The organism is Streptomyces sp. NPDC057616, assembly GCF_042800575.1.
Lineage (GTDB): Bacteria > Actinomycetota > Actinomycetes > Streptomycetales > Streptomycetaceae > Streptomyces.
In genome coordinates this window covers 179884-203526 of record NZ_JBHVGU010000009.1, presented here as the reverse complement: position 1 = coordinate 203526, position 23643 = coordinate 179884, and the positions used below count along the sequence as shown (strand labels likewise).

The 23643-nt window shown below is 71.0% G+C and carries 22 protein-coding genes and 1 riboswitch; of the genes, 17 read left to right on the top strand and 5 right to left on the bottom strand.

The annotated features are described in order from the left end of the window. Window positions 1-446 precede the first annotated feature (446 nt). From hpnC to ACFU97_RS13800, 13 genes are all read left to right on the top strand, one after another. Entirely contained in the window at window positions 447-1349 is a 903-nt protein-coding gene (hpnC, locus tag ACFU97_RS13860; RefSeq protein WP_384255196.1) for a squalene synthase HpnC, read from the top strand. Beyond that, window positions 1346-2296 carry a presqualene diphosphate synthase HpnD gene (gene hpnD / locus ACFU97_RS13855; protein WP_384255194.1) on the top strand — a complete coding sequence of 317 codons (951 nt, stop codon included), beginning with the start codon at window positions 1346-1348 and terminating at the stop codon, window positions 2294-2296. The genes hpnC and hpnD overlap by 4 nt, the downstream gene beginning before the upstream one ends. Then, complete coding sequence (locus ACFU97_RS13850; protein WP_384255191.1) at window positions 2296-2436, top strand: DUF6380 family protein; 141 nt, start codon at window positions 2296-2298, stop codon at window positions 2434-2436. The genes hpnD and ACFU97_RS13850 overlap by 1 nt, the downstream gene beginning before the upstream one ends. Next, window positions 2433-3860 (top strand): hydroxysqualene dehydroxylase HpnE, encoded by a 1428-nt coding sequence (gene hpnE / locus ACFU97_RS13845; protein ID WP_384255189.1) that lies wholly within the window; start codon window positions 2433-2435, stop codon window positions 3858-3860. Before ACFU97_RS13850 ends, hpnE begins: the two co-directional genes overlap by 4 nt. After that, window positions 3860-4987: a polyprenyl synthetase family protein gene (locus ACFU97_RS13840; protein ID WP_384255187.1), complete on the top strand. Its 1128-nt coding sequence runs from the start codon at window positions 3860-3862 to the stop codon at window positions 4985-4987. The genes hpnE and ACFU97_RS13840 overlap by 1 nt, the downstream gene beginning before the upstream one ends. A 117-nt stretch (window positions 4988-5104) precedes the next feature. Next, entirely contained in the window at window positions 5105-7108 is a 2004-nt protein-coding gene (gene shc / locus ACFU97_RS13835; RefSeq protein WP_384255184.1) for a squalene--hopene cyclase, read from the top strand. After that, window positions 7105-7746: a 1-hydroxy-2-methyl-2-butenyl 4-diphosphate reductase gene (locus tag ACFU97_RS13830; protein ID WP_384255182.1), complete on the top strand. Its 642-nt coding sequence runs from the start codon at window positions 7105-7107 to the stop codon at window positions 7744-7746. Before shc ends, ACFU97_RS13830 begins: the two co-directional genes overlap by 4 nt. 5 nt (window positions 7747-7751) lie before the next feature. Further along, window positions 7752-8774: an adenosyl-hopene transferase HpnH gene (gene hpnH / locus ACFU97_RS13825; protein WP_384255179.1), complete on the top strand. Its 1023-nt coding sequence runs from the start codon at window positions 7752-7754 to the stop codon at window positions 8772-8774. Window positions 8775-8778: 4 nt separating this feature from the next. Continuing rightward, a complete protein-coding gene (gene ispG, locus ACFU97_RS13820; protein WP_384255177.1) occupies window positions 8779-9954 on the top strand; it encodes a flavodoxin-dependent (E)-4-hydroxy-3-methylbut-2-enyl-diphosphate synthase in 1176 nt (391 codons plus the stop codon). Window positions 9955-9985: 31 nt separating this feature from the next. Continuing rightward, window positions 9986-11920: a 1-deoxy-D-xylulose-5-phosphate synthase gene (gene dxs, locus ACFU97_RS13815; protein ID WP_384255174.1), complete on the top strand. Its 1935-nt coding sequence runs from the start codon at window positions 9986-9988 to the stop codon at window positions 11918-11920. After that, a complete protein-coding gene (locus tag ACFU97_RS13810; protein ID WP_384255172.1) occupies window positions 11917-13302 on the top strand; it encodes an aspartate aminotransferase family protein in 1386 nt (461 codons plus the stop codon). Before dxs ends, ACFU97_RS13810 begins: the two co-directional genes overlap by 4 nt. An 81-nt stretch (window positions 13303-13383) precedes the next feature. Continuing rightward, the gene (locus tag ACFU97_RS13805) at window positions 13384-14031 is read left to right on the top strand and encodes a helix-turn-helix domain-containing protein (RefSeq protein ID WP_384255169.1); all 648 of its coding nucleotides are present in this window, start codon (window positions 13384-13386) and stop codon (window positions 14029-14031) included. Further along, window positions 14028-14147 (top strand): DUF6126 family protein, encoded by a 120-nt coding sequence (locus ACFU97_RS13800; RefSeq protein ID WP_384255167.1) that lies wholly within the window; start codon window positions 14028-14030, stop codon window positions 14145-14147. Before ACFU97_RS13805 ends, ACFU97_RS13800 begins: the two co-directional genes overlap by 4 nt. A gap of 55 nt (window positions 14148-14202) precedes the next feature. Here ACFU97_RS13800 and ACFU97_RS13795 read toward each other — a convergent pair whose 3' ends face one another. Next, window positions 14203-15000: a tyrosine-protein phosphatase gene (locus ACFU97_RS13795; RefSeq protein WP_384255164.1), complete on the bottom strand. Its 798-nt coding sequence runs from the start codon at window positions 14998-15000 to the stop codon at window positions 14203-14205. A 171-nt stretch (window positions 15001-15171) separates the two neighbouring features. Here ACFU97_RS13795 and ACFU97_RS13790 point away from each other — a divergent pair, with 171 nt between their 5' ends. The 3 genes from ACFU97_RS13790 (at window position 15172) to ACFU97_RS13780 (ending at window position 19700) form a co-directional block, all read left to right on the top strand. Further along, window positions 15172-17250 carry an alpha-galactosidase gene (locus ACFU97_RS13790; protein ID WP_384255162.1) on the top strand — a complete coding sequence of 693 codons (2079 nt, stop codon included), beginning with the start codon at window positions 15172-15174 and terminating at the stop codon, window positions 17248-17250. 276 nt (window positions 17251-17526) lie between these two features. After that, window positions 17527-17705, top strand: a riboswitch (cyclic di-AMP (ydaO/yuaA leader). A 4-nt stretch (window positions 17706-17709) separates the two neighbouring features. Next, window positions 17710-18645, top strand: coding sequence for a peptidoglycan DD-metalloendopeptidase family protein (locus ACFU97_RS13785; RefSeq protein WP_384255160.1), 936 nt, complete (start codon window positions 17710-17712; stop codon window positions 18643-18645). A gap of 269 nt (window positions 18646-18914) precedes the next feature. Then, the gene (locus ACFU97_RS13780; RefSeq protein WP_384255353.1) at window positions 18915-19700 is read left to right on the top strand and encodes an SGNH/GDSL hydrolase family protein; all 786 of its coding nucleotides are present in this window, start codon (window positions 18915-18917) and stop codon (window positions 19698-19700) included. Window positions 19701-19751: 51 nt separating this feature from the next. Here ACFU97_RS13780 and ACFU97_RS13775 read toward each other — a convergent pair whose 3' ends face one another. Continuing rightward, the gene (locus ACFU97_RS13775) at window positions 19752-20372 is read right to left on the bottom strand and encodes a TetR/AcrR family transcriptional regulator (RefSeq protein WP_384255157.1); all 621 of its coding nucleotides are present in this window, start codon (window positions 20370-20372) and stop codon (window positions 19752-19754) included. Between the two features lie 45 nt (window positions 20373-20417). Next, window positions 20418-20708 (bottom strand): DUF1330 domain-containing protein, encoded by a 291-nt coding sequence (locus ACFU97_RS13770; protein WP_384255155.1) that lies wholly within the window; start codon window positions 20706-20708, stop codon window positions 20418-20420. 131 nt (window positions 20709-20839) lie between these two features. Between ACFU97_RS13770 and ACFU97_RS13765 the strand changes: the two genes are divergently transcribed. Further along, window positions 20840-22393 carry an APC family permease gene (locus ACFU97_RS13765; protein ID WP_384255152.1) on the top strand — a complete coding sequence of 518 codons (1554 nt, stop codon included), beginning with the start codon at window positions 20840-20842 and terminating at the stop codon, window positions 22391-22393. A gap of 19 nt (window positions 22394-22412) precedes the next feature. Here ACFU97_RS13765 and ACFU97_RS13760 read toward each other — a convergent pair whose 3' ends face one another. After that, window positions 22413-22832 (bottom strand): hypothetical protein, encoded by a 420-nt coding sequence (locus ACFU97_RS13760; RefSeq protein ID WP_384255150.1) that lies wholly within the window; start codon window positions 22830-22832, stop codon window positions 22413-22415. 63 nt (window positions 22833-22895) lie between these two features. Further along, window positions 22896-23643: acetate--CoA ligase family protein (locus tag ACFU97_RS13755; RefSeq protein ID WP_384255147.1), on the bottom strand; the 748-nt coding region annotated here is incomplete at its 5' end.

The following is a 23643-nucleotide window of genomic DNA, read 5'->3' as shown; positions in this document are numbered from 1 at the left end:
GGGGGGGGGTGCTGGGGGAGGATGTCGGAAAGGGGGGGGGGGGTTGAAGGGAAAGGGATCCCACCAATGGGGGGCCCGACGGGCAGAGCGGTTTTGGGGGTCCCCTAAAAAACTTCCTCGGGCGGCCCCCCGCGTCTGCAAAGGAAACGTCAACTCGGTCTCGCCCAAGGAATCTTGACGCCAATCGGTGTGTTGTTGTGATGTGCAGGACACCCCAGGGAACCGCGCTGCGTTGTACAACGTAAGCTGTAGCGGTCCCGAAAGGCGGCAAGTGGGGCGATAATGCGCGACACCCTCAAGTGGGACGGCCGCGCGGACGGCCGGTTGGCGTGTCCGAAATAGTATGCATTGGGTCGGCAGTGTAGAACGGGAGATGTGACGGCAATGGCTACGGAAACTCCCCAGCTCAGCGCAGCATGTGCCGTCCCCGCCACGGGCAGTCACCGGTGACGGGAACCGGCACGTCGCACACCGCTGATCCGGAGCGCGGCACCCTCGAGAAGGCCGCGGGCGAGAACTTCCCCGTGGCACCCTTCTTCCTGCCCAGGGCCTGGCGCACCGACCTCATGGCGGTCTACGGGTTCGCCCGCCTTGTCGACGACATCGGCGACGGCGATCTGGCCCCCGGCGGCGCCGACGCAGCTCTGCTCGGCGTGTCGCCCTCGCGGGCGGAGGACCGGCTGGTGCTCCTGGACGCCTTCGAGGAGGACCTGAACCGGGTCTTCGACTCCACCCCGCGCCACCCCCTGCTGCGCCGCCTGCAGCCCACCGTCCGGCGCCACGCGCTGACCCCGGAGCCCTTCCTCGGCCTGATCGCCGCCAACCGCCAGGACCAGCTCGTCAGCCGCTACGAGACCTACGACGACCTGCTCGCCTACTGCGAACTGTCGGCCAACCCCGTCGGCCGTCTGGTCCTGTCCGTCACGGGCACCTCGAGCCCCGAGCGCATCCGTCTCTCGGACGCGATCTGCACCGCCCTGCAGATCGTGGAGCACCTTCAGGACGTTGCCGAGGACCTCCGCCGGGACCGGATCTACCTGCCCGCCGCGGACATGAAACACTTTCATGTGCAAGAGGCGGATCTCGCCACACCCACCGCGGGTGCATCGGTGCGCGCACTGGTCGCATTCGAAGCGGAACGCGCCGGGGATCTCCTGAATGAAGGAGCCCCTCTCGTGGGTAGCGTCCACGGCAGACTGAAGCTGCTGCTCGCAGGGTTCGTGGCGGGGGGAAGGGCGGCGATCCACACGATCGCGGCCGCCGAATACGACGTACTTCCCGGCCCGCCCAAGCCCGGCAAGGGCCGGCTTTTGCGCGAGGTGGGCGTGACCCTGCGAGGAGAGGGGTGATCCGGACCGTGGAGTCGGAACAACACGCGTCCGCGCCGGTACTCGCCGCCTACAGCTACTGCGAGGCCGTGACCGGGCAGCAGGCCCGTAACTTCGCCTACGGCATCAGGCTGCTGCCGACGCCCAAGCGGCGCGCGATGTCGGCGCTGTACGCGTTCTCCCGGCGCGTCGACGACATCGGCGACGGCGCGCTGGCGGACGACGTCAAGGCGGCCAGGCTGGAGGAGACCCGCGAGCTGCTGGTGCGGGTGCGTGAGGGCGCGGTCGCCGAGGACGACACCGATCCCGTCGCGGTCGCGCTCGCCCATGCCGCCGACACCTTCCCGATCCCGCTCGGCGGCCTGGACGAGCTGATCGACGGCGTGCTGATGGACGTCCGCGGCGAGACCTACGAGACCTGGGACGACCTGAAGGTCTACTGCCGCTGCGTGGCCGGCGCCATCGGCCGGCTCTCGCTCGGCGTGTTCGGCACCGAACCGGGGGCGCGCGGCGCCGACCGGGCCGCGGAGTACGCCGACACCCTGGGCCTCGCGCTGCAGCTGACCAACATCCTCAGAGACGTACGGGAGGACGCGGAGGGCGGCCGTACCTATCTGCCCTCCGACGACCTCGCGAAGTTCGGCTGCTCGGCCGGCTTCAACGGCCCCACCCCGCCGGAGGGCTCCGACTTCACGGGCCTGGTGCACTTCGAGGTGCGGCGGGCCCGTGCCCTTTTCGCCGAGGGCTACCGGCTGCTGCCCATGCTCGACCGGCGCAGCGGGGCGTGCGTCGCGGCCATGGCCGGCATCTACCGCCGTCTGCTGGACCGCATCGAGCGCGACCCGGAGGCCGTGCTGCGCGGCCGGGTCTCGCTGCCCGGCCGGGAGAAGGCCTACGTCGCCGTGCGCGGCCTGTCCGGCCTGGACGCCCGCCATGTGACCCGGAGGACCGTCAGGAGGCGCGCCTGATGGACAAAACGGGCCAAGGTGATTCCATCGGTGAAATGCGGCACGCAACCCTGCGGGCGGGGACGGCGTCCCTGACTGCGACGGCATGCCGTGCACCGTTCAATCACCGCGGCGGCCGGGCAGGGGAGGGTGCACGATGACCGACGACTCGCGCTCCGGCGAGCCGCTCGCGGCTATGCCGGGGCGTCCCGGAAGGGACGCCGTCGTGATCGGCGGCGGGCTCGCCGGCGTGACCGCCGCGCTCGCGCTCGCCGACGCCGGTGTCCGCGTCACCCTGGTCGAGGGCAGGCCCCGTCTGGGCGGCCTGGCCTTCTCCTTCCAGCGCGGCGACCTGACCGTCGACAACGGACAGCATGTCTACCTGCGCTGCTGCACCGCCTACCGCTGGTTCCTCGACCGGATCGAGGGTGCGGCGCTGGCGCCCTTGCAGGATCGTCTCGACGTGCCCGTTCTCGACGTCGACAAGCCCGCGGGCCGGCGCCTCGGCAGACTGCGGCGCGACGCCCTGCCGGTCCCCCTGCATCTGGGGCGCAGCCTGGCGACGTATCCGCATCTCTCCCTCGCCGAGCGGGCCAAGGTGGGGCGTGCCGCACTGGCGCTGAAGGGGCTCGACCTCGCCGATCCGAGCCTGGACACCCAGGACTTCGGCAGCTGGCTGACCGCGCACGGTCAGTCGGCGCGTGCCGTCGAGGCCCTGTGGGACCTGGTCGGGGTCGCCACCCTCAACGCGGTCGCGGGCGACGCCTCGCTGTCGCTCGCCGCGATGGTGTTCAAGACCGGTCTGCTGTCCGACCCGGGCGCGGCCGACATCGGCTGGGCGCGCGTCCCGCTGGGTGAACTGCATGACCGGCTCGCCCGCAAGGCGCTCGACTCCGCGGGCGTGCGTACCGAGGTCCGTACACGCGTCACCTCCCTCTGTACTGACGAGAACGGGCGCTGGAGCGTTCAGGTTCCCGGCGAGACGCTGCACGCGGACGCCGTCGTGCTCGCCGTGCCCCAGCGCGAGGCCCACGACCTGCTGCCGGTCGGCGCGCTCGACGCCCCGGAGAAGCTGCTGGACATCGACACCGCGCCGATCCTGAACATCCACGTCGTCTACGACCGCAAGGTGCTCAGCCGGCCGTTCTTCGCGGCTCTCGGCACCCCGATCCAGTGGGTCTTCGACCGCACCGAGGCGTCGGGACTGCGCGAGGGCCAGTACCTCGCGCTGTCGCAGTCGGCCGCGCAGGACGAGATCGACGCACCCGTCGCCGTGCTGCGTGAGCGCTACGTTCCGGAGCTGGAGCGTCTGCTTCCGGGTACTCGGGGCGCCGAGATCAAGGATTTCTTCGTGACCAGGGAGCGCACGGCGACGTTCGCCCCCACCCCCGGCGTCGGGCGGCTGCGGCCCGGCGCCCGCACCAAGGCCCCCGGCCTCTATCTGGCCGGAGCGTGGACCGCCACAGGGTGGCCCGCGACCATGGAGAGTGCGGTCCGCAGTGGTGTCAGTGCGGCCGATGCCGCCCTCGGCGCCCTGGGCCGGCCACGCCCCAGCCACCTCTTCGACCTCGAGGAGGCGGCGTGATGCTCGATCAGCAGGCGGCAGGCCCCCGCACCCCCGGTACCGCAGAAAAAGGAGAAACTGTGCCCACTGTGCCCCCGGCCGAGACGGCTGCCGACGCGGTGGACGTGACCGCGCTCCTGGAGCGCGGCCGGACCCTTGCCACACCGGTACTGCGGGCGGCCGTGGACCGCCTGGCTCCTCCCATGGACACCGTTTCCGCCTATCACTTCGGCTGGATCGACGCCGAGGGCAACCCGGCCGACGGCGACGGCGGCAAGGCCGTGCGCCCCGCCCTGGCGGTGCTGTCCGCCGAGGTCACCGGGGCCGCGCCCGAGACCGGCATCCCCGGCGCCGTGGCCGTCGAACTCGTCCACAACTTCTCCCTGCTGCACGACGACCTGATGGACGGCGACGAGCAGCGCCGCCACCGCGACACCGTGTGGAAGGTGCACGGGCCCGCGCAGGCGATCCTCGTCGGCGACGCCCTGTTCGCCCTGGCCAACGAGGTGCTGCTGGAACTCGGCACGGTCGAGGCCGGCCGTGCCACCCGCCGCCTGACCACCGCCACCCGGGCCCTGATCGACGGGCAGGCCCAGGACATCTCCTACGAGCACCGCGACCGCGTCAGCGTCGAGGAGTGCCTGGAGATGGAGGGCAACAAGACCGGCGCCCTGCTGGCCTGCGCCTCCTCCATCGGCGCCGTCCTCGGCGGCGCGGACGACCGCACCGCCGACACGATGGAGAAGTACGGCTATCACCTCGGCCTCGCCTTCCAGGCCGTCGACGACCTCCTCGGCATCTGGGGCGACCCCGTCTCCACCGGCAAGCAGACCTGGAGCGACCTGCGCCAGCGCAAGAAGTCCCTGCCGGTGGTGGCCGCGCTCGCCGCGGGCGGTCCCGCCTCCGAGCGGCTCGGCGAGATCCTCGCCGCCGACGCCAAGAGCAGCGACTTCGAGAACTTCTCCGAGGAGGAGTTCGCGGCTCGCGCCGCCCTCATCGAGGAGGCGGGCGGCCGCGAATGGACGGCCGACGAAGCGCGCCGTCAGCACACCATCGCCATCGAGGCCCTCGACGCCATCGACATGCCCGACCGGGTACGGGCCCAGTTCGCGGCGCTCGCCGACTTCGTCGTCGTACGAAAGAGATGATCACTATCGGTCGAACAGTCCTCGCGTAGTCGCCGGCCGGTGCCCGCGAAAAGGTAGTCACCGGCCGACGGCGGACCCACAGCAGCACGACTTGCACGACTGCACGAAGGGGAAGCCATGACAGCGACGACCGACGGAAGCGCCGGGGCCCTCCCGCCCCGGCCTGCCTCGGCCAGCGACACCGACAGCACGAGCCCCGCCGCGGCCGGGGTACACGACATCGCCGCGCACGCCACACAACGGGCCACCGACTTCCTGCTCTCCCGGCAGGACGCCGAGGGCTGGTGGAAGGGCGACCTCGAGACCAATGTGACCATGGACGCCGAGGACCTGCTCCTGCGTCAGTTCCTGGGCATCCTGGACGAGTCGACCGCACACGCCGCCGCCCTCTTCGTCCGCGGCGAGCAGCGCGAGGACGGCACCTGGGCCAGCTTCTACGGCGGCCCCGGCGAGCTGTCCACCACCATCGAGGCCTACGTCGCCCTGCGCCTGGCCGGCGACACACCGGACGCGCCGCACATGGCCAAGGCCTCGGCGTGGATCCGCGAGCAGGGCGGCATCGCGTCCTCCCGCGTCTTCACCCGGATCTGGCTCGCCCTGTTCGGCTGGTGGAAGTGGCAGGACCTGCCCGAACTCCCGCCGGAACTCATCTACTTCCCGAAGTGGATGCCGCTCAACATCTACGACTTCGGCTGCTGGGCCCGGCAGACGATCGTGCCGCTCACGATCGTCTCCGCCAAGCGGCCGGTACGGCCCGCACCCTTCGCGCTGGACGAGCTGCACACCGACGCGAGCAACCCCAACCCCGCCAAACCCCTTGCCCCGGTGGCGAGTTGGGACGGCGCATTCCAGCGCCTGGACAAGATGCTGCACCAGGCGCGCAAGGTCGTACCGCGCCGGCTGCGCAAGGCCGCCATGAACTCCGCCGCCCGCTGGATCATCGAGCGGCAGGAGAACGACGGCTGCTGGGGCGGCATCCAGCCACCTGCCGTGTACTCCGTCATCGCCCTCTATCTGCTCGGCTACGACCTCGAACACCCCGTGATGCGCGAGGGGTTGGCCTCCCTGGACCGGTTCGCCGTATGGCGCGAGGACGGGTCCCGGATGATCGAGGCCTGCCAGTCGCCGGTGTGGGACACTTGCCTCGCCACCATCGCGCTCGCCGACGCGGGCGTGCCCGCAGAGCATCCGCAGCTCGTCAGGGCGGCGGACTGGATGCTCGGCGAGGAGATCGTGCGGCCCGGCGACTGGGCCGTCAAACGGCCCCAACTGCCGCCCGGCGGCTGGGCGTTCGAGTTCCACAACGACAACTACCCCGACATCGACGACACCGCCGAGGTGGCCCTCGCGTTGCGCCGGGTCAAGCACCACGACCCGGAGCGGGTGGAGAAGGCGATCGGGCGCGCGGTGCGCTGGAACCTCGGCATGCAGTCGAAGAACGGCGCCTGGGGCGCCTTCGACGTCGACAACACCAGCCCCTTCCCCAACCGGCTGCCGTTCTGCGACTTCGGCGAGGTCATCGACCCTCCGTCCGCGGACGTCACCGCGCACGTGGTGGAGATGCTGGCCGTCGAGGGCCTCTCGCACGACCCGCGCACCCGCCGCGGCATCGAGTGGCTGCTGGCCGAACAGGAGCCGGACGGCTCGTGGTTCGGGCGCTGGGGCGTCAACTACGTCTACGGCACCGGCTCCGTGGTGCCCGCGCTGACGGCGGCCGGACTGCCCGGCTCGCACCCGGCGATCCGGCGGGCCGTGGCCTGGCTGGAGAAGGTGCAGAACGACGACGGCGGCTGGGGCGAGGACCTGCGCTCCTACAAGTACGTCGAGGAGTGGAGCGGCAGGGGCGCCTCCACCGCCTCGCAGACCGCGTGGGCGCTGATGGCGCTGCTGGCGGCCGGCGAGCGGGACTCCAGGGCCGTCGAGCGCGGCATCGAGTGGCTGGCGGCCACCCAGCGCGAGGACGGCTCGTGGGACGAGCCGTACTTCACCGGGACCGGCTTCCCGTGGGACTTCTCGATCAACTACCACCTCTACCGGCAGGTCTTCCCGCTGACCGCGCTCGGCCGGTACGTGCACGGCGAGCCACGTGTGGTGGCCTCCGCCGGCAAGGGGGGTCGATGAGCACACAGCCCGCCCCGGCCCCGCTGCTGATCGCCTGCGCGCTCGGCATCGAGCGCCTCGCCCTGCGCACGAGCGACCGCAGTGGGTTCGGTGGGCCGGTCACTGTTCTGAGGACCGGCATGGGCCCGAAGGCGGCCGAGCAGGCGGTCACGCGGCGGCTGGCGGAGCCGGCCCTGCGCGAGGCCGCCGTGCTGGCCACGGGGTTCTGCGCCGGGCTGGCGCCCGGGATGCACCCCGGCGATCTGGTGGTCGCCGAGGAGACCCGCGATCCGGACGGAACCGTTCGGTGCGTGGGAACCGACCTACTCGTCAAGGAGCTCGCGCGGGCGGTGCCGGGACGGACCGTCCACACCGGCCCCCTCGCCGGTTCCGACCATGTCGTCCGCGGTCACGAACGCTCGGATCTGCTCGCGACCGGCGCTCTCGCGGTCGACATGGAATCCGCGGCGACGCTGCTGAGCGCCGTCCGCACGGGCGAGCGCCCGGTTGCGGCCGTACGGGTGGTCGTGGACGCTCCAGAACATGAACTCGTCCGGATCGGCACGGTGCGCGGTGGAATATCAGCTTTCCGCGTCCTTCGTGCCGTTCTTCCGGCTTTTTTCGAATGGCACCGTTCTTTGCTGCTCCCCAGGAGGTGAGCCAGATGGCCATGCCGCTGCGCCAGTCCATCAAGGTCGCTACGTACTTGGCTGAACAGAAGCTCCGCAAGCGCGACAAGTTCCCGCTGATCGTGGAGCTGGAACCTCTCTTCGCATGCAACCTGAAGTGCGAGGGCTGCGGCAAGATCCAGCACCCGGCAGGCGTGCTCAAGCAGCGCATGCCGGTCGCCCAGGCGGTCGGCGCGGTGCTGGAGTCCGGTGCGCCGATGGTGTCCATCGCGGGCGGCGAGCCCCTGATGCACCCTCAGATCGACGAGATCGTGCGGCAGTTGGTGGCCAAGAAGAAGTACGTCTTCCTGTGCACCAACGCCATGCTGCTGCGCAAGAAGATGGACAAGTTCACGCCCTCGCCCTACTTCGCCTTCGCCGTGCACATCGACGGGCTGCGTGAGCGGCACGACGAGTCGGTGGCCAAGGAGGGCGTGTTCGACGAGGCCGTGGAGGCGATCAAGGAGGCCAAGCGGCGCGGCTTCCGGGTCACCACCAACTCGACCTTCTTCAACACCGACACCCCGCAGACCATCATCGAGGTGCTCAACTTCCTCAACGACGACCTCAAGGTCGACGAGATGATGATCTCGCCCGCCTACGCCTACGAGAAGGCCCCCGACCAGGAGCACTTCCTGGGCGTGGAGCAGACCCGCGAGCTGTTCAAGAAGGCCTTCGCGGGCGGCAACCGCAGGAAGTGGCGCCTCAACCACTCGCCGCTGTTCCTGGACTTCCTCGAGGGCAAGGTCGACTTCCCGTGCACCGCGTGGGCGATCCCGAACTACTCCCTCTTCGGCTGGCAGCGCCCCTGCTACCTGATGAGCGACGGGTACGTGCCCACCTACCGCGAGCTGATCGAGGACACCGACTGGGACAAGTACGGCCGCGGCAAGGACCCGCGCTGCGCCAACTGCATGGCGCACTGCGGCTACGAGCCCACCGCCGTCCTCGCCACCATGGGGTCGCTGAAGGAGTCCCTGCGCGCCATGCGCGAGACGGTGTCCGGGAACCGGGAGTGACGCCGTGACCGCCATCGCCCTGGGTGTTCCCGAAATGCCGGCCCGGCCGATCGCCGAGCGGCGCACCTCGCGGCAGATCCATGTCGGGCCGGTCCCGGTCGGGGGCGGCGCCCCGGTCTCGGTGCAGTCGATGACGACGACCCGCACCTCCGACATCGGTGCCACCCTGCAGCAGATCGCGGAACTCACCGCCTCCGGCTGCCAGATCGTCCGCGTCGCCTGCCCCACGCAGGACGACGCGGACGCGCTGGCCACCATCGCCCGGAAGTCGCAGATCCCGGTCATCGCCGACATCCACTTCCAGCCGAAGTACGTCTTCGCGGCCATCGAGGCCGGATGCGCGGCGGTGCGGGTGAACCCCGGCAACATCAAGAAGTTCGACGACCAGATCAAGGAGATCGCGCGCGCCGCGAAGGACCACGGCACCCCGATCCGCATCGGCGTCAACGCGGGCTCCCTCGACAGGCGGCTGCTGCAGAAGCACGGCCGCGCGACCCCGGAGGCCCTCGTCGAGTCGGCGCTGTGGGAGGCGTCGCTGTTCGAGGAGCACGACTTCCGGGACATCAAGATCTCGGTCAAGCACAACGACCCGGTCGTGATGATCGAGGCGTACCGGCAGCTGGCCGCCCAGTGCGACTACCCGCTGCACCTCGGCGTGACGGAGGCCGGGCCCGCCTTCCAGGGCACGATCAAGTCCGCCGTGGCCTTCGGGGCGCTGCTCGCGCAGGGCATCGGCGACACCATCCGGGTCTCGCTCAGCGCGCCGCCGGCCGAGGAGGTCAAGGTCGGCATCCAGATCCTGGAGTCGCTGAACCTCAGGCAGCGCCGCCTGGAGATCGTCTCCTGCCCGTCCTGCGGGCGCGCGCAGGTGGACGTCTACAAGCTCGCCGACGAGGTCACGGCGGGCCTGGACGGCATGGAGGTCCCGTTGCGGGTGGCCGTCATGGGCTGTGTGGTCAACGGCCCCGGCGAGGCACGGGAGGCGGATCTGGGGGTCGCCTCCGGCAACGGCAAGGGCCAGATCTTCGTCAAGGGCGAGGTCATCAAGACCGTACCCGAGTCGAAGATCGTCGAGACGCTCATCGAGGAGGCGATGAAGATCGCCGAGCAGATGGAGCAGGACGGGGCCGCATCGGGCGCCCCCACCGTCACGGGGAAACCGGCAGTGACTGTGAGTTGAAGCAAGGCACGGACCGAGAGGGGGCCCGAACGTGACGATTCTGGAGAACATCCGGGGACCACGTGACCTGAAGGCGCTGTCCGAGGCGGAACTCGGCGAACTGTCCGAGGAGATCCGGGAGTTCCTGGTGCATTCGGTGGCCAGGACCGGCGGGCATCTCGGGCCCAATCTGGGGGTGGTGGAACTCTCCATCGCACTCCACCGGGTCTTCGAGTCGCCCGTCGACCGCATCGTCTGGGACACCGGCCACCAGAGCTACGTACACAAGATCCTGACCGGCCGGCAGGACTTCTCCAAGCTGCGCGGCAAGGGGGGCCTGTCCGGCTATCCCTCGCGTGAGGAGTCCGAGCACGACATCGTCGAGAACAGCCACGCCTCCACCGCGCTCGGCTGGGCCGACGGCCTGGCCAAGGCCCGCGAGGTGCAGGGCGAGAAGGGCCACGTGGTCGCCGTCATCGGCGACGGCGCCCTGACCGGCGGCATGGCCTGGGAGGCGCTGAACAACATCGCGGCCGCCAAGGACCGGCCGCTGATCATCGTCGTCAACGACAACGAGCGCTCCTACTCGCCCACCATCGGCGGCCTCGCCAACCACCTGGCCACCCTGCGTACCACCGACGGCTACGAGAAGGTCCTCGCCTGGGGCAAGGACGTCCTGCTGCGCACGCCTGTCGTCGGCGGCACCATCTACGAGTCCCTGCACGGCGCCAAGAAGGGCTTCAAGGACGCCTTCGCCCCGCAGGGCATGTTCGAGGACCTGGGCCTGAAGTACGTCGGCCCGATCGACGGCCACGACATCGGGGCCGTCGAATCGGCGCTGCGGCGCGCGAAACGCTTCCACGGGCCGGTCCTCATCCACTGCCTCACGGAGAAGGGCCGCGGTTACGAGCCCGCCCTCGCCCACGAGGAGGACCACTTCCACACCGTCGGCGTCATGGACCCGCTCACCTGCGAGCCCCTCGCGCCGTCCAGCGGCCCGTCCTGGACCTCGGTGTTCGGCGACGAGATCGCCGCCATCGGCGCGGAGCGCGAGGACGTCGTCGCCATCACGGCCGCCATGCTGCACCCGGTCGGGCTCGGCAAGTTCGCCGAGCGCTTCCCCGACCGCGTCTGGGACGTCGGCATCGCCGAGCAGCACGCCGCCGTCTCCGCGGCCGGTCTCGCCACCGGCGGCCTGCACCCGGTCGTCGCCGTCTACGCCACCTTCCTCAACCGCGCCTTCGACCAGCTCCTGATGGACGTCGCCCTGCACCGCTGCGGTGTCACGTTCGTCCTGGACCGGGCAGGTGTCACCGGCGCCGACGGACCCTCCCACAACGGCATGTGGGACATGTCCATCCTCCAGGTCGTCCCCGGCCTGCGGATCGCCGCCCCACGCGACGCCGACCAGCTGCGCGCCCAGCTCCGCGAGGCCGTCGCCGTCGACGACGCACCCACCCTGGTCCGTTTCCCGAAGGAGAGCGTCGGCCCGCAGATCCCGGCGATCGACCGGGTGGGCGGCCTGGACGTGCTGCACCGCGGCGCGGGCACGCCCGACGTGCTGCTCGTCTCGGTCGGCGTGATGGCGCCGGTCTGCCTGCAGGCCGCCGACCTGCTCGAGGCCCGCGGCATCTCCTGCACCGTCGTCGACCCCCGGTGGGTCAAGCCCGTCGACCCCGCCCTGCCCGGCCTCGCCGGCGAGCACCGCCTGGTCGCCGTCGTCGAGGACAACAGCCGCGCCTCCGGAGTCGGCGCCGCGGTCGCCCTCGCGCTCGGTGACGCCGAGGTCGACGTCCCCGTACGCCGCTTCGGCATCCCCGAGCAGTTCCTCGCCCACGCCAAGCGGGGCGAAGTCCTCGCCGACATCGGCCTCACCCCCGTCGAGGTGGCGGGCCGGATCAGCGCGAGCCTCGCCGTCAAGGAGGCCGAGAACACCCTGGCCGTCGGGCAGCAGCCGGACGGCACCCTCAAGGAGAAGGCTGAATGACCAAGGAGTTCGACCTCGGCGCTCTCCTGGCCGAGCGTGGAGCCGAGCGCTACGAGCTGCACGGCAGGTATCTCAACCCGCAGCTCCCGCGCATGCTGCACACCATCGGCTTCGACAAGGTCTACGAGCGCGCCGAGGGCGCCCACTTCTGGGACGCGGACGGCAACGACTACCTGGACATGCTCGCCGGGTTCGGCGTGATGGGCCTGGGCCGCCACCACCCCGTCGTCCGCAAGGCGCTGCACGACGTCCTCGACGCCCAGCTCGCCGACCTCACCCGCTTCGACTGCCAGCCGCTGCCCGGGCTGCTGGCCGAGAAGCTGCTCACCCACAGCCCGCACCTGGACCGCGTGTTCTTCGGGAACAGCGGCACCGAGGCGGTGGAGACGGCGCTGAAGTTCGCCCGGTACGCCACCGGCAGGCCGCGCGTGCTCTACTGCGACCACGCCTTCCACGGCCTGACCACCGGCTCCCTGTCGGTCAACGGCGAGGACGGCTTCCGCGACGGCTTCGCGCCGCTGCTGCCCGACACCGCCGTACCCCTCGGTGATCTCGACGCCCTGGCCCGGGAGCTGAAGCGGGGCGACGTCGCCGCCCTGATCGTCGAGCCGATCCAGGGCAAGGGCGTGCGCGCGGCCCCGCCCGGCTATCTGCGGGCCGCCCAGGAGCTCCTGCACAAGCACAAGGCGCTGCTGATCGCCGACGAGGTGCAGACGGGCCTCGGCCGCACCGGCGACTTCTACGCCTACCAGCACGAGGAAGGCGTCGAGCCGGACCTGGTGTGCGTGGCCAAGGCGCTGTCCGGCGGCTATGTCCCGGTCTCGGCCACGCTCGGCAAGGACTGGATCTTCAAGAAGGTCTACTCGTCGATGGACCGGGTCCTCGTCCACTCGGCGAGCTTCGGGGCCAACGCCCAGGCCATGGCGGCCGGCCTCGCCGTGTTGTCGGTCATGGAGAACGAGCAGATCGTCGCGAACGCGCGGGCGACCGGTGAGCAGCTGAAGTCCCGTCTGTCGGCGCTGACCGAGAAGTACGAGCTGCTCGCCGACGTCCGTGGCCGGGGCCTGATGATCGGCATCGAGTTCGGCCGGCCCAAGTCGCTGAAGCTGCGCAGCCGCTGGACCATGCTGCAGGCGGCGCGCAAGGGCCTGTTCGCGCAGATGGTCGTGGTGCCGCTGCTGCAGCGCCACCGCATCCTGACCCAGGTCTCCGGTGACCACCTGGAAGTGATCAAGCTGATCCCGCCGCTGGTCGTCGGCGAGGCCGAGGTGGACCGTTTCGTCGACGCCTTCACGGCCGTCATGGACGACGCCCACAGCGGCGGCACGCTGATGTGGGACTTCGGCAAGACACTGATGAAGCAGGCGGTGGCCAACCGCTAGCGTCTGAGGCCGTTGCTCGAGGCTTTTGCCTCTGAGGCAAGAAATTTGCCGCAGAGGCAAAGCTGCGGCTGAATGGGGAGCATGAGCTCTCCCGAGACCGAGCCTCAGCCCGCGTCGCCGGACGTGACCCCGGCAGGGCCGGAGGACGTCCTGCCCGCCGTCGCGCCCCAGCTCCGCGCGCTGCGCCGCCGTGCCTCCCTCACGCTGGAGGCCGCGGCCCGCACGGCCGGCCTGTCGCCGGCCCATCTCTCCCGGCTGGAGACCGGGCAGCGCCAGCCTTCGCTGCCGGTGCTCCTCGCCCTTGCCCGTATCTACGGTACGACCGTCTCGGAGCTGCTGGGCGAGTCGGTCGCGGATCGGGACGCCGTCGTGCGCGCCGGGGACATGGAGCCGACCGCCGCGGGCGGCTGGACCTACTGGCAGACCGGTGCTCCCGGCCGCGGGATGCAGGCCCTGCGCGTGCATGTGCCGCACGGCTCGCAGGGCGACATCGTGCGCGTGCACCCAGGTGAGGAGTGGCTGTACGTCCTCAAGGGGCGGCTGCGGCTGCGCCTGGGGGACACCACCCATCTGCTCGGCCCCGGCGACAGCGCGCACTTCGACTCGCTGACGCCGCACCGGCTCGCCGCCCAGGATCCCGACGGCGTCGACCTCCTGTTCGTCCACACCCTGCTGCAGAGTCCCACGGCCACGCTGTGCCTGGGCCCGATCACCGGAGACATGCCATGAGCAACATGGAGGAGAAGTTCCCCCGCGCCCTGTGGGTGCGCCTGATCATCTACATCGCGGTGGGGCACCTCTTCGCGGCCTTCATCTACCTGCTGTTCGAGATCGGCGCGAAGTAGGGCGTCACGGAGAACGCGAAGTAGGGCGACACGGAGAAGGGGCCGGCGGTTCGGCTCAGTCCAGCAGGCGCCGGCGCAGGCCCTCGCGCAGCTCCGGGGTGACGCCGAGCCCCCGCTCCAGGTAGGTGTCGACGTCGCCCCAGGTCTGCTCGATCGTCTCGAAGGCCGCCGCCAGATACTCGGCGCGGGCCTCGAACAGGGGGCTGAGCAGCTCCATCACCTCGGGGCCGTACCCCGCGCTGGAGGAGCCGCTGCGGTGCACCTTGTAGCGGCGGTGCTTGGCGTTGGACTCCAGGTAGTCGGTGACGATCGCGTCGCGCTCGACGCCCAGCGCGAGCAGCGTCACCGCGATCGACAGACCCGCGCGGTCCTTGCCCGCAGCGCAGTGCATCAGCGCGGGCACGCTGTCCTCGGCGAGCGAGCGCAGCACGCGCGCGTGCTCGGCGGTGCGCTCCTTGATGATCGTGCGGTAGGAGGAGATCATCCGGCCGGCGGCCTGGCCGTCGCCCAGGATGCCGCGCAGCTGCTCGATCTCGCCGTCGCGCACCATCTTCCAGAACTCCGCGCCGTCGGCCGGGTCGGTCAGCGGCAGGTTCACGTTGCGCACGCCCGGCAGCTCGACGTCCGGGCCCTCCAGCTTCTGGTCCGCGGCGTTGCGGAAGTCGAAGATCGTGTGCAGGCCCAGGGTGGAGAGGAAGGCGGCGTCCTCCTCGGTCGCGTGCGCGAGGTGGCCGCTGCGGAACAGCACTCCGTGCCGCACCCGCCGCCCGTCCGTGGTCGGGAGGCCGCCGACGTCACGGAAGTTGCGGACACCGGCGAGCTCGGGTTCGGTCGACGGAATCTGCTGCGTCACGGGTGCTCCTCCCACTCCGCCCGAACGGCGCGACTCGTCGACGGGCGCTCCGACGACCATACGACATGCATTCCTTGGGCAATGAGTTGTCCACAGGCGTTGCGACCAGGCCTCACTGCCCTTGATGATGTTGGCAATTGAGCGCACCTGTTCGGATGTGTGGGGGCTGGAATGCTGGAAATCGCCGACAACGGCCGTACATGGCTTCTCAGTGGGCCGGCGAGCAGTTACGCCGTGCATCTCACCGAGGGCGACGAGCTGCTGCATCTGCACTGGGGCCCGAAGATCACGCTCGGCGACGCCGAGGCCCTCGCCCTGCGCCCGCTGCCCGACTACTGGCCCTTCGAGTCCCCGCTCGACGGCCGCGAGGAGTACCCGGTCGAGGGCGGCCCCCGCTTCGTGCGTCCCGCCCTGTCCGTCCGCACCGACGAGCGGCGCGGCACCGAGTGGCGCTTCGAGGGCCACGACACCGAGCCCGGCGCCGACGGTGGGCTGCGGCTGCGCTTTCGCGACGGCGGGCTGACGATCACGCTGCACTACCGCATGCGGCACGACGTCGTGGAGCGCTGGGTGAGCCTTGCCAACGAGGGGCCCGTGCTGGAGCTGCTGCGCGCCGACGCCGCCACCTGGACGCTGCCCGAGCGTGCGGACTGGCGCCTGTCCCAGCTGCACGGACGCTGGGCCGCCGAGTCCCGGCTGACCGCCTCACCCCTCACCTACGGCGAGAAGGTCATCGGCAGCCGCCGCGGCCACACCGGGCACCAGCACCTGCCCTGGGTCGCCCTGGACACCGACGCGACCGAGGAGCACGGCGAGGTCTACGGCTGCGCGCTGGGCTGGTCCGGCTCCTGGCGGATCGCGGTGGCGCAGCTGCCGGACGCGCGCGTGCAGATCACCGGCGGCGCCGGACACGACGACTCCGGGCTGCTGCGCCTGGCGGCGGGGGAGTCGTACACCACACCCGTCTTCGCCGGCCTGTGGAGCGACGGCGGCTTCGGCGGCGCGAGCCGCGCCTGGCACGCCTACCAGCGCGCGTACGTGATCCCGGACGCGGACCGGGACCGCCCGGTGCTGTTCAACTCCTGGGAGGCCACGGAGTTCGACATCACCGAGGAGCAGCAGTCGGCGCTCGCCCGGCGGGCCGCCGCGATCGGCGTCGAGCTGTTCGTCGTCGACGACGGCTGGTTCGGCAGGCGCACCAGTGACCGGGCCGGGCTCGGCGACTGGACGCCCAACCCGGACCGCTTCCCGAAGGGGCTCGGACCCCTCGCGGAGTATGTGCACGCCCTCGGGATGCAGTTCGGCATCTGGGTCGAGCCCGAGATGGTCAACCCGGACAGCGACCTGTACCGCGAGCACCCCGACTGGGTCCAGTTCCAGCCGGGACGAAAGCGGACGGAACTGCGCAATCAGCTCGTACTGAACCTGGCCCGCGAAGACGTCCAGGAGTACCTGTGGCAGCAGCTCGACACGCTGCTGTCCAGCGCCCCGATCGACTACGTGAAGTGGGACTTCAACCGCGCCTTCACCGACGCGGGCTGGCCCGGCGAGCCGTATCCGCAGCGGCTGTGGACCGACCATGTCCACGCGCTGTACGCCCTGTTGGACCGGCTGCGCGCGGCCCACCCCGGTGTCGCCTTCGAGTCCTGCTCGGGCGGCGGCGGCCGTATCGACCTCGGGATCATGAGCCGTACGGACCAGGTGTGGACCTCCGACAACACCGACCCGCTGGACCGGCTCGCCATCCAGCACGGCTTCAGCCAGATCCACCCCGCGCGCGTGATGGCCGCCTGGGTCACCGACAGCCCCAACACCCAGCTCAACGGCCGCGTCAGCTCGCTGCGCTTCCGGTTCGTCAGCTCCATGGCCGGCGTGCTCGGAGTCGGCGGCGACCTGACCCGCTGGAGCGAGGAGGAGCTGGCCGAGGCGGGGGAGTGGGTCGCCCTCTACAAGGAGATCCGGCCCCTGGTGCAGCACGGCGACCTCCATCGGCTTCGCCCGCCGGCGGGCGGTCTGAGTGCGGTGCAGTACGTGCGCGGGGACGACGCGGTCGTCCTGGCCTGGCTCCAGGCGCAGAGCCACGGTGAACCCGTGCCCGCGTTGCGGCTCAAGGGCCTTGACCCGACAGCGGCGTACGAATGCCTCGAAACGGGCGAAATCCTTAGGGGCGCCGTCCTCCTGCACCACGGACTGCGCACCGGACTGCGCGGCGATCTGGACGCGGCCGTCTTCCGACTGCGCCGCATCTGAGCGATGTGTCCGTATTGGCCGAACTCGCTCCGGAATAAGGCCTCCTGGCGGTAAGGCGCGTGAGGAGCGTCATATCCGTGACCGACCGTGGTCCGTCATGTTCACGTAATTCACGTGCTTCACAAGGGAATTCGACCGGCAAGACGCTCCCGTAATCCACACAGGGTCACCACTATTTCCCATTAAGGATCAACGGAAACGCTTTCCCGGGGAACCGTCACTTGTCCCTTTGCGTCTTCGTCGCTTACGTTCGCCACCGATCCGGACGGACGCCCAATCCTGCCGCCGCCCGGTGCCCGCACAACTCACCCGTGAACGGCAGGAACGGGGGACCCACAGGTTTGACCGCCTGTTCCGGTCTCCGGAACGGCTTGGGGTAAAGCCGCGTCAAACGCGCGGCCGGGCATCTCCAGCTCGCACCCGACAGCTCACCTCGTAGGCGCCGGAGAGGAATTCGTCATGCCCGCGAAGGGTAAGCACCGCCGTCCGAAGTCCCTGCGCTTCACCCGCACCATCGCCGTCGCCGGAACCGGTGGCGCCGCGCTCGCGCTGCCGCTCATGGGTGCCACCGGCGCCCACGCCGCCACCGCGGACTCCGTTTCCCAGTCGGTTTCGCAAAAGGCCGTCCAGTCCCTTCCGGGTGCCGAGAAGAAGGCCACCGAGAAGAAGAGTGCCGCGCATCACAACGGCGTTCGGACCTACTCGGTGCGGTCCGGCGACTATCTCGCGAAGATCGCCGACGAGCAGCACGTGTCCGGTGGCTGGAAGAAGATCTACTCGGACAACCGCCAGGCCGTCGGCGACGACCCGTCGCTGATCCACCCGGGCCTGAAGCTCACGCTCGGCGAGAAGGCGGCGCCGAGCGCCACCAAGTCCTCGGCCGCCCCGAAGGCCTCCGCCAAGAAGCCGGCGGTCAAGAAGTCGGCCGTCAAGAAGTCGACGGCGAAGAAGACCACCGCGACGCAGGCCTCCGAGACCACCGGCAGCGGCTTCACCCTCCCGGTGAACAGCTCCGCCATCGGCACCGGCTACAAGGTGGCCGGCAGCATGTGGTCCAGCGGCTACCACACCGGCGTCGACTTCGTCGTCCCGACCGGCACCACCGTCAAGGCGGTCGGCACGGGCACGGTCGTCTCCGCCGGCTGGGGCGGCGCGTACGGCAACCAGGTCATCATCAAGCTGGCCGACGGCCACTACGCGCAGTACGGCCACCTGTCCCAGATATCCGTCTCGGCCGGCCAGGCCGTGACCGCGGGCCAGCAGCTCGGCCTCTCCGGCGCGACCGGCAACGTGACCGGCCCGCACCTGCACTTCGAGATCCGCACCACGCCGAACTACGGCTCCGACGTGGACCCGGTCTCCTACCTCCGCTCGAAGGGCGTCACCGTCGGCTGACACCCCCCGCAGCAACCTGCCTGACACGCTGCCGAAGGCCGGACCTCGATCCCCGGGTCCGGCCTTCGGTATGTCCGCGCACAGGTACGGCAGTTGAGACGGCAACAGCCTGGGCCGGCCGGTTATTCCGCCCTTGGTCAATACTTTAGAAGTGTCTTATCTCACCGCTCGTCAACCCCTTCCGGCGCTTTCTTACGGTCGCGTAGGTCACATTCGAAGGTGGATCATCGGTCGATGTGGCAGACGATTCGAAGAGTGACAGCAGAGCAGTGATCGGGTCGTACGTTGCGGTGGGGGACAGCTTCACCGAGGGCGTCGGCGACCCCGGCCCCGACGGGGCGTTCGTCGGCTGGGCCGACCGTTTCGCGGTGCTCCTTGCGGACCGCCGACCCGAGGGCGACTTCGGCTACACGAACCTGGCGGTGCGCGGGAAGCTGCTCGACCAGATCGTGGCGGACCAGGTCCCCCAGGCGATCGCCCTGAAGCCGGAGCTGGTCTCCTTCTGCGCGGGCGGCAACGACATCATCCGGCCCGGCACCGACCCCGACGAGGTCGCCGAGCGCTTCGAGCGGGCCGTCGTCCGGCTCACCGAAGCCGCCGGCACCGTCATGGTGACCACCGGGTTCGACACCCGGGGCGTGCCCGTGCTCAAGCACCTGCGCGGCAAGATCGCCACCTACAACGGCCATGTCCGCGCCATCGCCGACCGGTACGGCTGCCCGGTGCTCGACCTGTGGTCCCTCAAGACCGTCCAGGACCGCCGGGCCTGGGACGGCGACCGGCTGCACCTCTCGCCCGAGGGGCACACGCGCGTGGCGCTGCGCGCCGGGCAGGTCCTCGGCCTCGACGTGCCGGCCGACCCGGACCAGCCCTGGCCGCCGCTCCCGCACCGCGGCGCCCTCGAGATCCGCCGGGACGACGTGCACTGGGCGCGCGAGTACCTGGTGCCGTGGATCGGCCGCCGGCTGCGCGGCGAGTCCTCCGGCGACCACGTCACCGCCAAGGGCGCGCTGTCGCCCGACGACATCAAGATGCGGATCTCCAAGGTGGCTTGAGCCCGCCCGGGTCCGGCAGGACGACGGTGAGCCCCCGCCGCGGGCGGGGGCTCAGCGCTCGGAGGCCGTCAACGCCGCGCGTTCCAGGCCCAGTTCGCGCGCCAGCGCGTCGTCCACCCACTCCTGTGCCCGCGCCCGGGAGATGGCACCGGCGTACGACGTCATCTGCACGGCGAGCCCGTCCAGCAGGGCCGTCAGGCGCAGGGCCGCGCCGTGCGGGTCCGGGCAGCGGAACTCGTCCGCGGCCACGCCCTCGGCGATCACCTCGGCGAGGGCGGCCTTCCACTGTTTGTCGAGATCGCGTGTGACGTCCTGCAGCGCGGTCTCGCGCAGCGCCGCCGCCCAGCCCTCGATCCACAGCCGCCAGCCCTTGGCCTGGCCGGTCGGCGCGTACCAGCGCACCGCCGAGCGCAGTCGCCGCAGCGCCGTGGTGCGGCGGCCCAGCAGCTTGCGCAGATGGGCCAGGTCGTCCTCGGCCGCGAACGTGAACGCGGCGGCGACCAGCTTCTCCTTCGTCGAGAAGTGGTACAGCACCAGCGCGTTGCTCACGCCGAGCGCGGACGCCACGTCGGCGATCCTGACCGCCGCCACGCCCCGCGCCTCGATCTGCTCGATGGCGGCCCGCAGCAGCTCCTCACGCCGCTCGGCCACACTCAACCGCACTCTCGCCACGCCGTCACCCTATGCCGTTACCGCGTGCGCCGCCGGGCCAGGCCGTCACTTGGCGAGTTCGACCGGGTACAGATCGGTCCGGGCGATCGCCGCATCGCGCTCGGCGGCCAGCGTGGTGCGGCGCGCGTCGGCCATGTAGCCGTCGTAGCCGGCCCGCGAGGCGAACTCGATGAGCTGGATCTCGTCCGGGCGTCCTTCGGCCCCGTCGGCCCGGGCGCGCTGCACCAGCCGGCCGCCGTGCTCGCCCAGCAGGGCCAGCACCTTGTCCTCGTAGGCGGCCAGCGCCTCGGCGGCACCCGGCCGCGCCCACAGCAGAACGCACAGTTGAACGGTCATGACGCCCGACCCTACCGACGCCTCGCGACGGCGCCCGCGACGACCTCTTGACACCCCCGCGCGGCCGGGTCCACACTCCCGCACTACTGACTGCTCATTCAGTCAGTAGTCGTCGTGAACAGGAGTCCGCCGTGACCCAGACACCGACCACATCCGGCGCCCGGCAGGGCCCCGCGAGCCCGGACCTCGCCGCGGGCTGGGGCGAGCAGCGCACCCTGCTCCGCAAGGATCTGCGCCGCCTGGACGTCCTGTTCTTCCTCATCTGCACGCTCGTCGGCCTCGACACCATCGGCTCGGTCGCCGCCCAGGGGCCGCAGGGCCTGACCTGGATGGTGATCCTCGCGGTCGCCTTCTTCCTGCCGTACGGACTGCTGGTCGCCGAACTCGGGGCGGCCTTCCCTGTCCAGGGCGGCCCCTACGTGTGGACCAGACTCGCCTTCGGCCGCCTCACCGCCGGGGTCAACCAGTTCCTGTACTGGATCTCCAACCCGGTCTGGGTGGGCGGCAGTCTGTGCATCATCGCGCTGACCACCTGGCAGGAGTTCTTCACGCCGCTGCCCGGCGTGTGGAAGTACGCGGCCGGCCTCGCCTTCATCTGGGGCGGCGCGCTCGCGGTGGTGCAGTCGGTGCGGATCGGGAAGTGGGTGCCGATCGCCGGGGCCGTCGCCCGCATCGTGCTGCTCGGCTTCTTCCTCGTCTCCGTCGTCGTCTACGCGGTCCGCAACGGCGTCCACGCCCTGCCCGCAGGCGAGTTCACGCCCACCTACGCCGGCTTCGTCGCCCTCGTCCCGGTCCTGATCTTCAACTACGTCGGCTTCGAACTGCCCAGCTCGGCCGCCGAGGAGATGCGCAACCCGCGCCGCGACATCCCGCTGGCCATCTTCCGCTCCGGCCTCGCCTCGCTGCTCCTGTACGGCGGCCCGATCCTCGGCATCCTCTTCGTGCTGCCGGGCGACCGCATCGGCAGCCTCGGCGGGTTCATCGACGCCTGCAAGGCCGTCTTCACCGTCTACGGCGGGTCGATCGCGGCCGACGGCACCGTCACCCTCACCGGCTTCGGCGCGGTGTGCGGCGGCATCGCGGCGGCCGGGCTCATCGTCGGCCTGCTCACCTCGGGCGTCACCTGGGCGATGGGCGCCCACCGAGCCCAGGCCGTGGCCTGCGCGGACGGCGCGGGCCCGGCCTGGCTCGGCCGCATCTCGGAGAAGCACGGCACACCGGTCCGCGTGAACCTCCTCTCCGCCGTCCTCGCCTCAGCCCTGTTCGTCATCGCCCTCAACCTCACCGGCGGCGACGGCGAGAAGTACTTCGCGGCCGGCCTCGGCCTGACCATCTGCACGACGTTCATCTCCTACGTCGTCACGTTCCCGAGCCTGGCGGTCCTGCGCCGCAAGTACCCGGACGTGCCCCGCCCGTACGCCGTTCCGGGCGGACGGGCCGGGGCACGTCTGGTGAGCGCGCTGGCCACCGCGTTCGTGGCCTTCACGGTGATCGTGCTGATCTGGCCCGGCTTCGGGGTCGGCTGGTTCGGGACGGCGGGGGACCCGGCGGACTCCCTGCCGGCGTCCTTCGCCGGGCAACGGCTGCAGTACACGCTCAGCCAGGTCGTACCGCTGGCGCTGTTCGTGGCGATCGGGCTGGTCTGCTACGGCCTGGGGGCCCGGACCCGGCGGGAGAAGGGATAGCGGGCGGCGGCCCAGGAGGTCAGTCCGGGAACTGGTAGTCGAGACGGATGCGGCCGGCCTCGTCCAGGACGAGGAAGTCCCGGCCGCCTCCGGTCACCTTGCCCTCCTCCCGGTGGAACGCCTCCCAGCGGAAGGTGATCACGTCGCGCAGCCCGCGGGCCGCCTCCTGGACGCGGAAGACGTAGGTGCCGGGCGCCACGAACTCCTCGTACGCGCGCGTCACGCGCGCGTGCAGCTCGTCGTGGCCGGTGGCCTCCAGGGCCGCGCTGGTGAAGCCGAGGCCCACCGCCTGCTCGTGCATCTGCTGCGGCGGCAGGAGGATGTGCTGCGCGTCCTGCGCCCACAGGTCGTGCACGATCTTGCGGCGGATCTCCGGGTCGGGTTCGTTCCACAGGGCGATGTAGCGGTCGGCGAGGTCCTGTGCGTCGATGGCGGACATGTGTGCTCCTCGTGCGGGGTGAGCTCGGTATGCCGTCGACTCTGCTGCGGCCCGTCCTTCGTCTCAATTCCCGGCAGGGTATGGCGCCTCCAGGTCGCGCAGCACGGCGTGCGCGTCCAGGGCGAGGGCGCCGCCGGGGTGCACGAGCAGCGGGTTGACCTCCAGCTCGGCGAGCTCGGGATGCTCGGCCGCCGCACGGGCCACCGCGCACACGGCGGCCGCCGCCGCGTCCAGGTGCACGGCGGGGGCGCCGCGCCAGCCGGTCAGCAGGCGGGCGTGGCGCAGTTCGAGCAGCAGGGCACGCGCGCGTGCGTGCGTCAGCGGGGCGAGGGCCACGGCCGTGTCGGCGAGGAGCTCGGCCGTGACGCCGCCGATGCCGACCAGGGCGACGGGCCCGAAGGCCGGGTCGCGGCGGACGCCGACGACGAGTTCGTGCGCGTACGGCGGTGCGGCCATGGCCTCGACGGCGTAGCGGCCGGCGCCGGTGGCGGCCCGCATGCGGTGGAACGCGGCACACAGGGCCTCGTCGTCGGCGAGGTGCAGGGCCACTCCGCCGGCCTCGGTCTTGTGGGCCGGCCCCATCGCCTTGAGCGCCACGGGATGCCCGACGCGGTGGGCCGCGTCCACCGCCTCCCCGGCGCCGGTGACGAACTCGGCGGCGGGGAAGGTGAGTCCGTAGGAGGCGAGCAGCTCGCGCACGCTCTCGTAGCCGCCGTCCTCGATGCGGTACGGCGCCGCCGGCGCCGGCGGTGGGTGCGGAACCGCCGTGGCGAGCCGGGCCGTTGTGGTGAGGGCGGCCGCCGCCTGCCTG

Bases quoted from the DNA above. Each gene is read 5' to 3' on its own strand.
- ACFU97_RS13850 (WP_384255191.1), top strand. From the start codon at position 2,296: ATGGACAAAACGGGCCAAGGTGATTCCATCGGTGAAATGCGGCACGCA.
- hpnE (WP_384255189.1), top strand. From the start codon at position 2,433: ATGACCGACGACTCGCGCTCCGGCGAGCCGCTCGCGGCTATGCCGGGG.
- ACFU97_RS13840 (WP_384255187.1), top strand. From the start codon at position 3,860: ATGCTCGATCAGCAGGCGGCAGGCCCCCGCACCCCCGGTACCGCAGAA.
- shc (WP_384255184.1), top strand. From the start codon at position 5,105: ATGACAGCGACGACCGACGGAAGCGCCGGGGCCCTCCCGCCCCGGCCT.
- ACFU97_RS13830 (WP_384255182.1), top strand. From the start codon at position 7,105: ATGAGCACACAGCCCGCCCCGGCCCCGCTGCTGATCGCCTGCGCGCTC.
- hpnH (WP_384255179.1), top strand. From the start codon at position 7,752: ATGGCCATGCCGCTGCGCCAGTCCATCAAGGTCGCTACGTACTTGGCT.
- ACFU97_RS13810 (WP_384255172.1), top strand. From the start codon at position 11,917: ATGACCAAGGAGTTCGACCTCGGCGCTCTCCTGGCCGAGCGTGGAGCC.
- ACFU97_RS13805 (WP_384255169.1), top strand. From the start codon at position 13,384: ATGAGCTCTCCCGAGACCGAGCCTCAGCCCGCGTCGCCGGACGTGACC.
- ACFU97_RS13800 (WP_384255167.1), top strand. From the start codon at position 14,028: ATGAGCAACATGGAGGAGAAGTTCCCCCGCGCCCTGTGGGTGCGCCTG.
- ACFU97_RS13790 (WP_384255162.1), top strand. From the start codon at position 15,172: ATGCTGGAAATCGCCGACAACGGCCGTACATGGCTTCTCAGTGGGCCG.
- ACFU97_RS13785 (WP_384255160.1), top strand. From the start codon at position 17,710: ATGCCCGCGAAGGGTAAGCACCGCCGTCCGAAGTCCCTGCGCTTCACC.
- ACFU97_RS13770 (WP_384255155.1), bottom strand. From the start codon at position 20,708: ATGACCGTTCAACTGTGCGTTCTGCTGTGGGCGCGGCCGGGTGCCGCC.
- ACFU97_RS13760 (WP_384255150.1), bottom strand. From the start codon at position 22,832: ATGTCCGCCATCGACGCACAGGACCTCGCCGACCGCTACATCGCCCTG.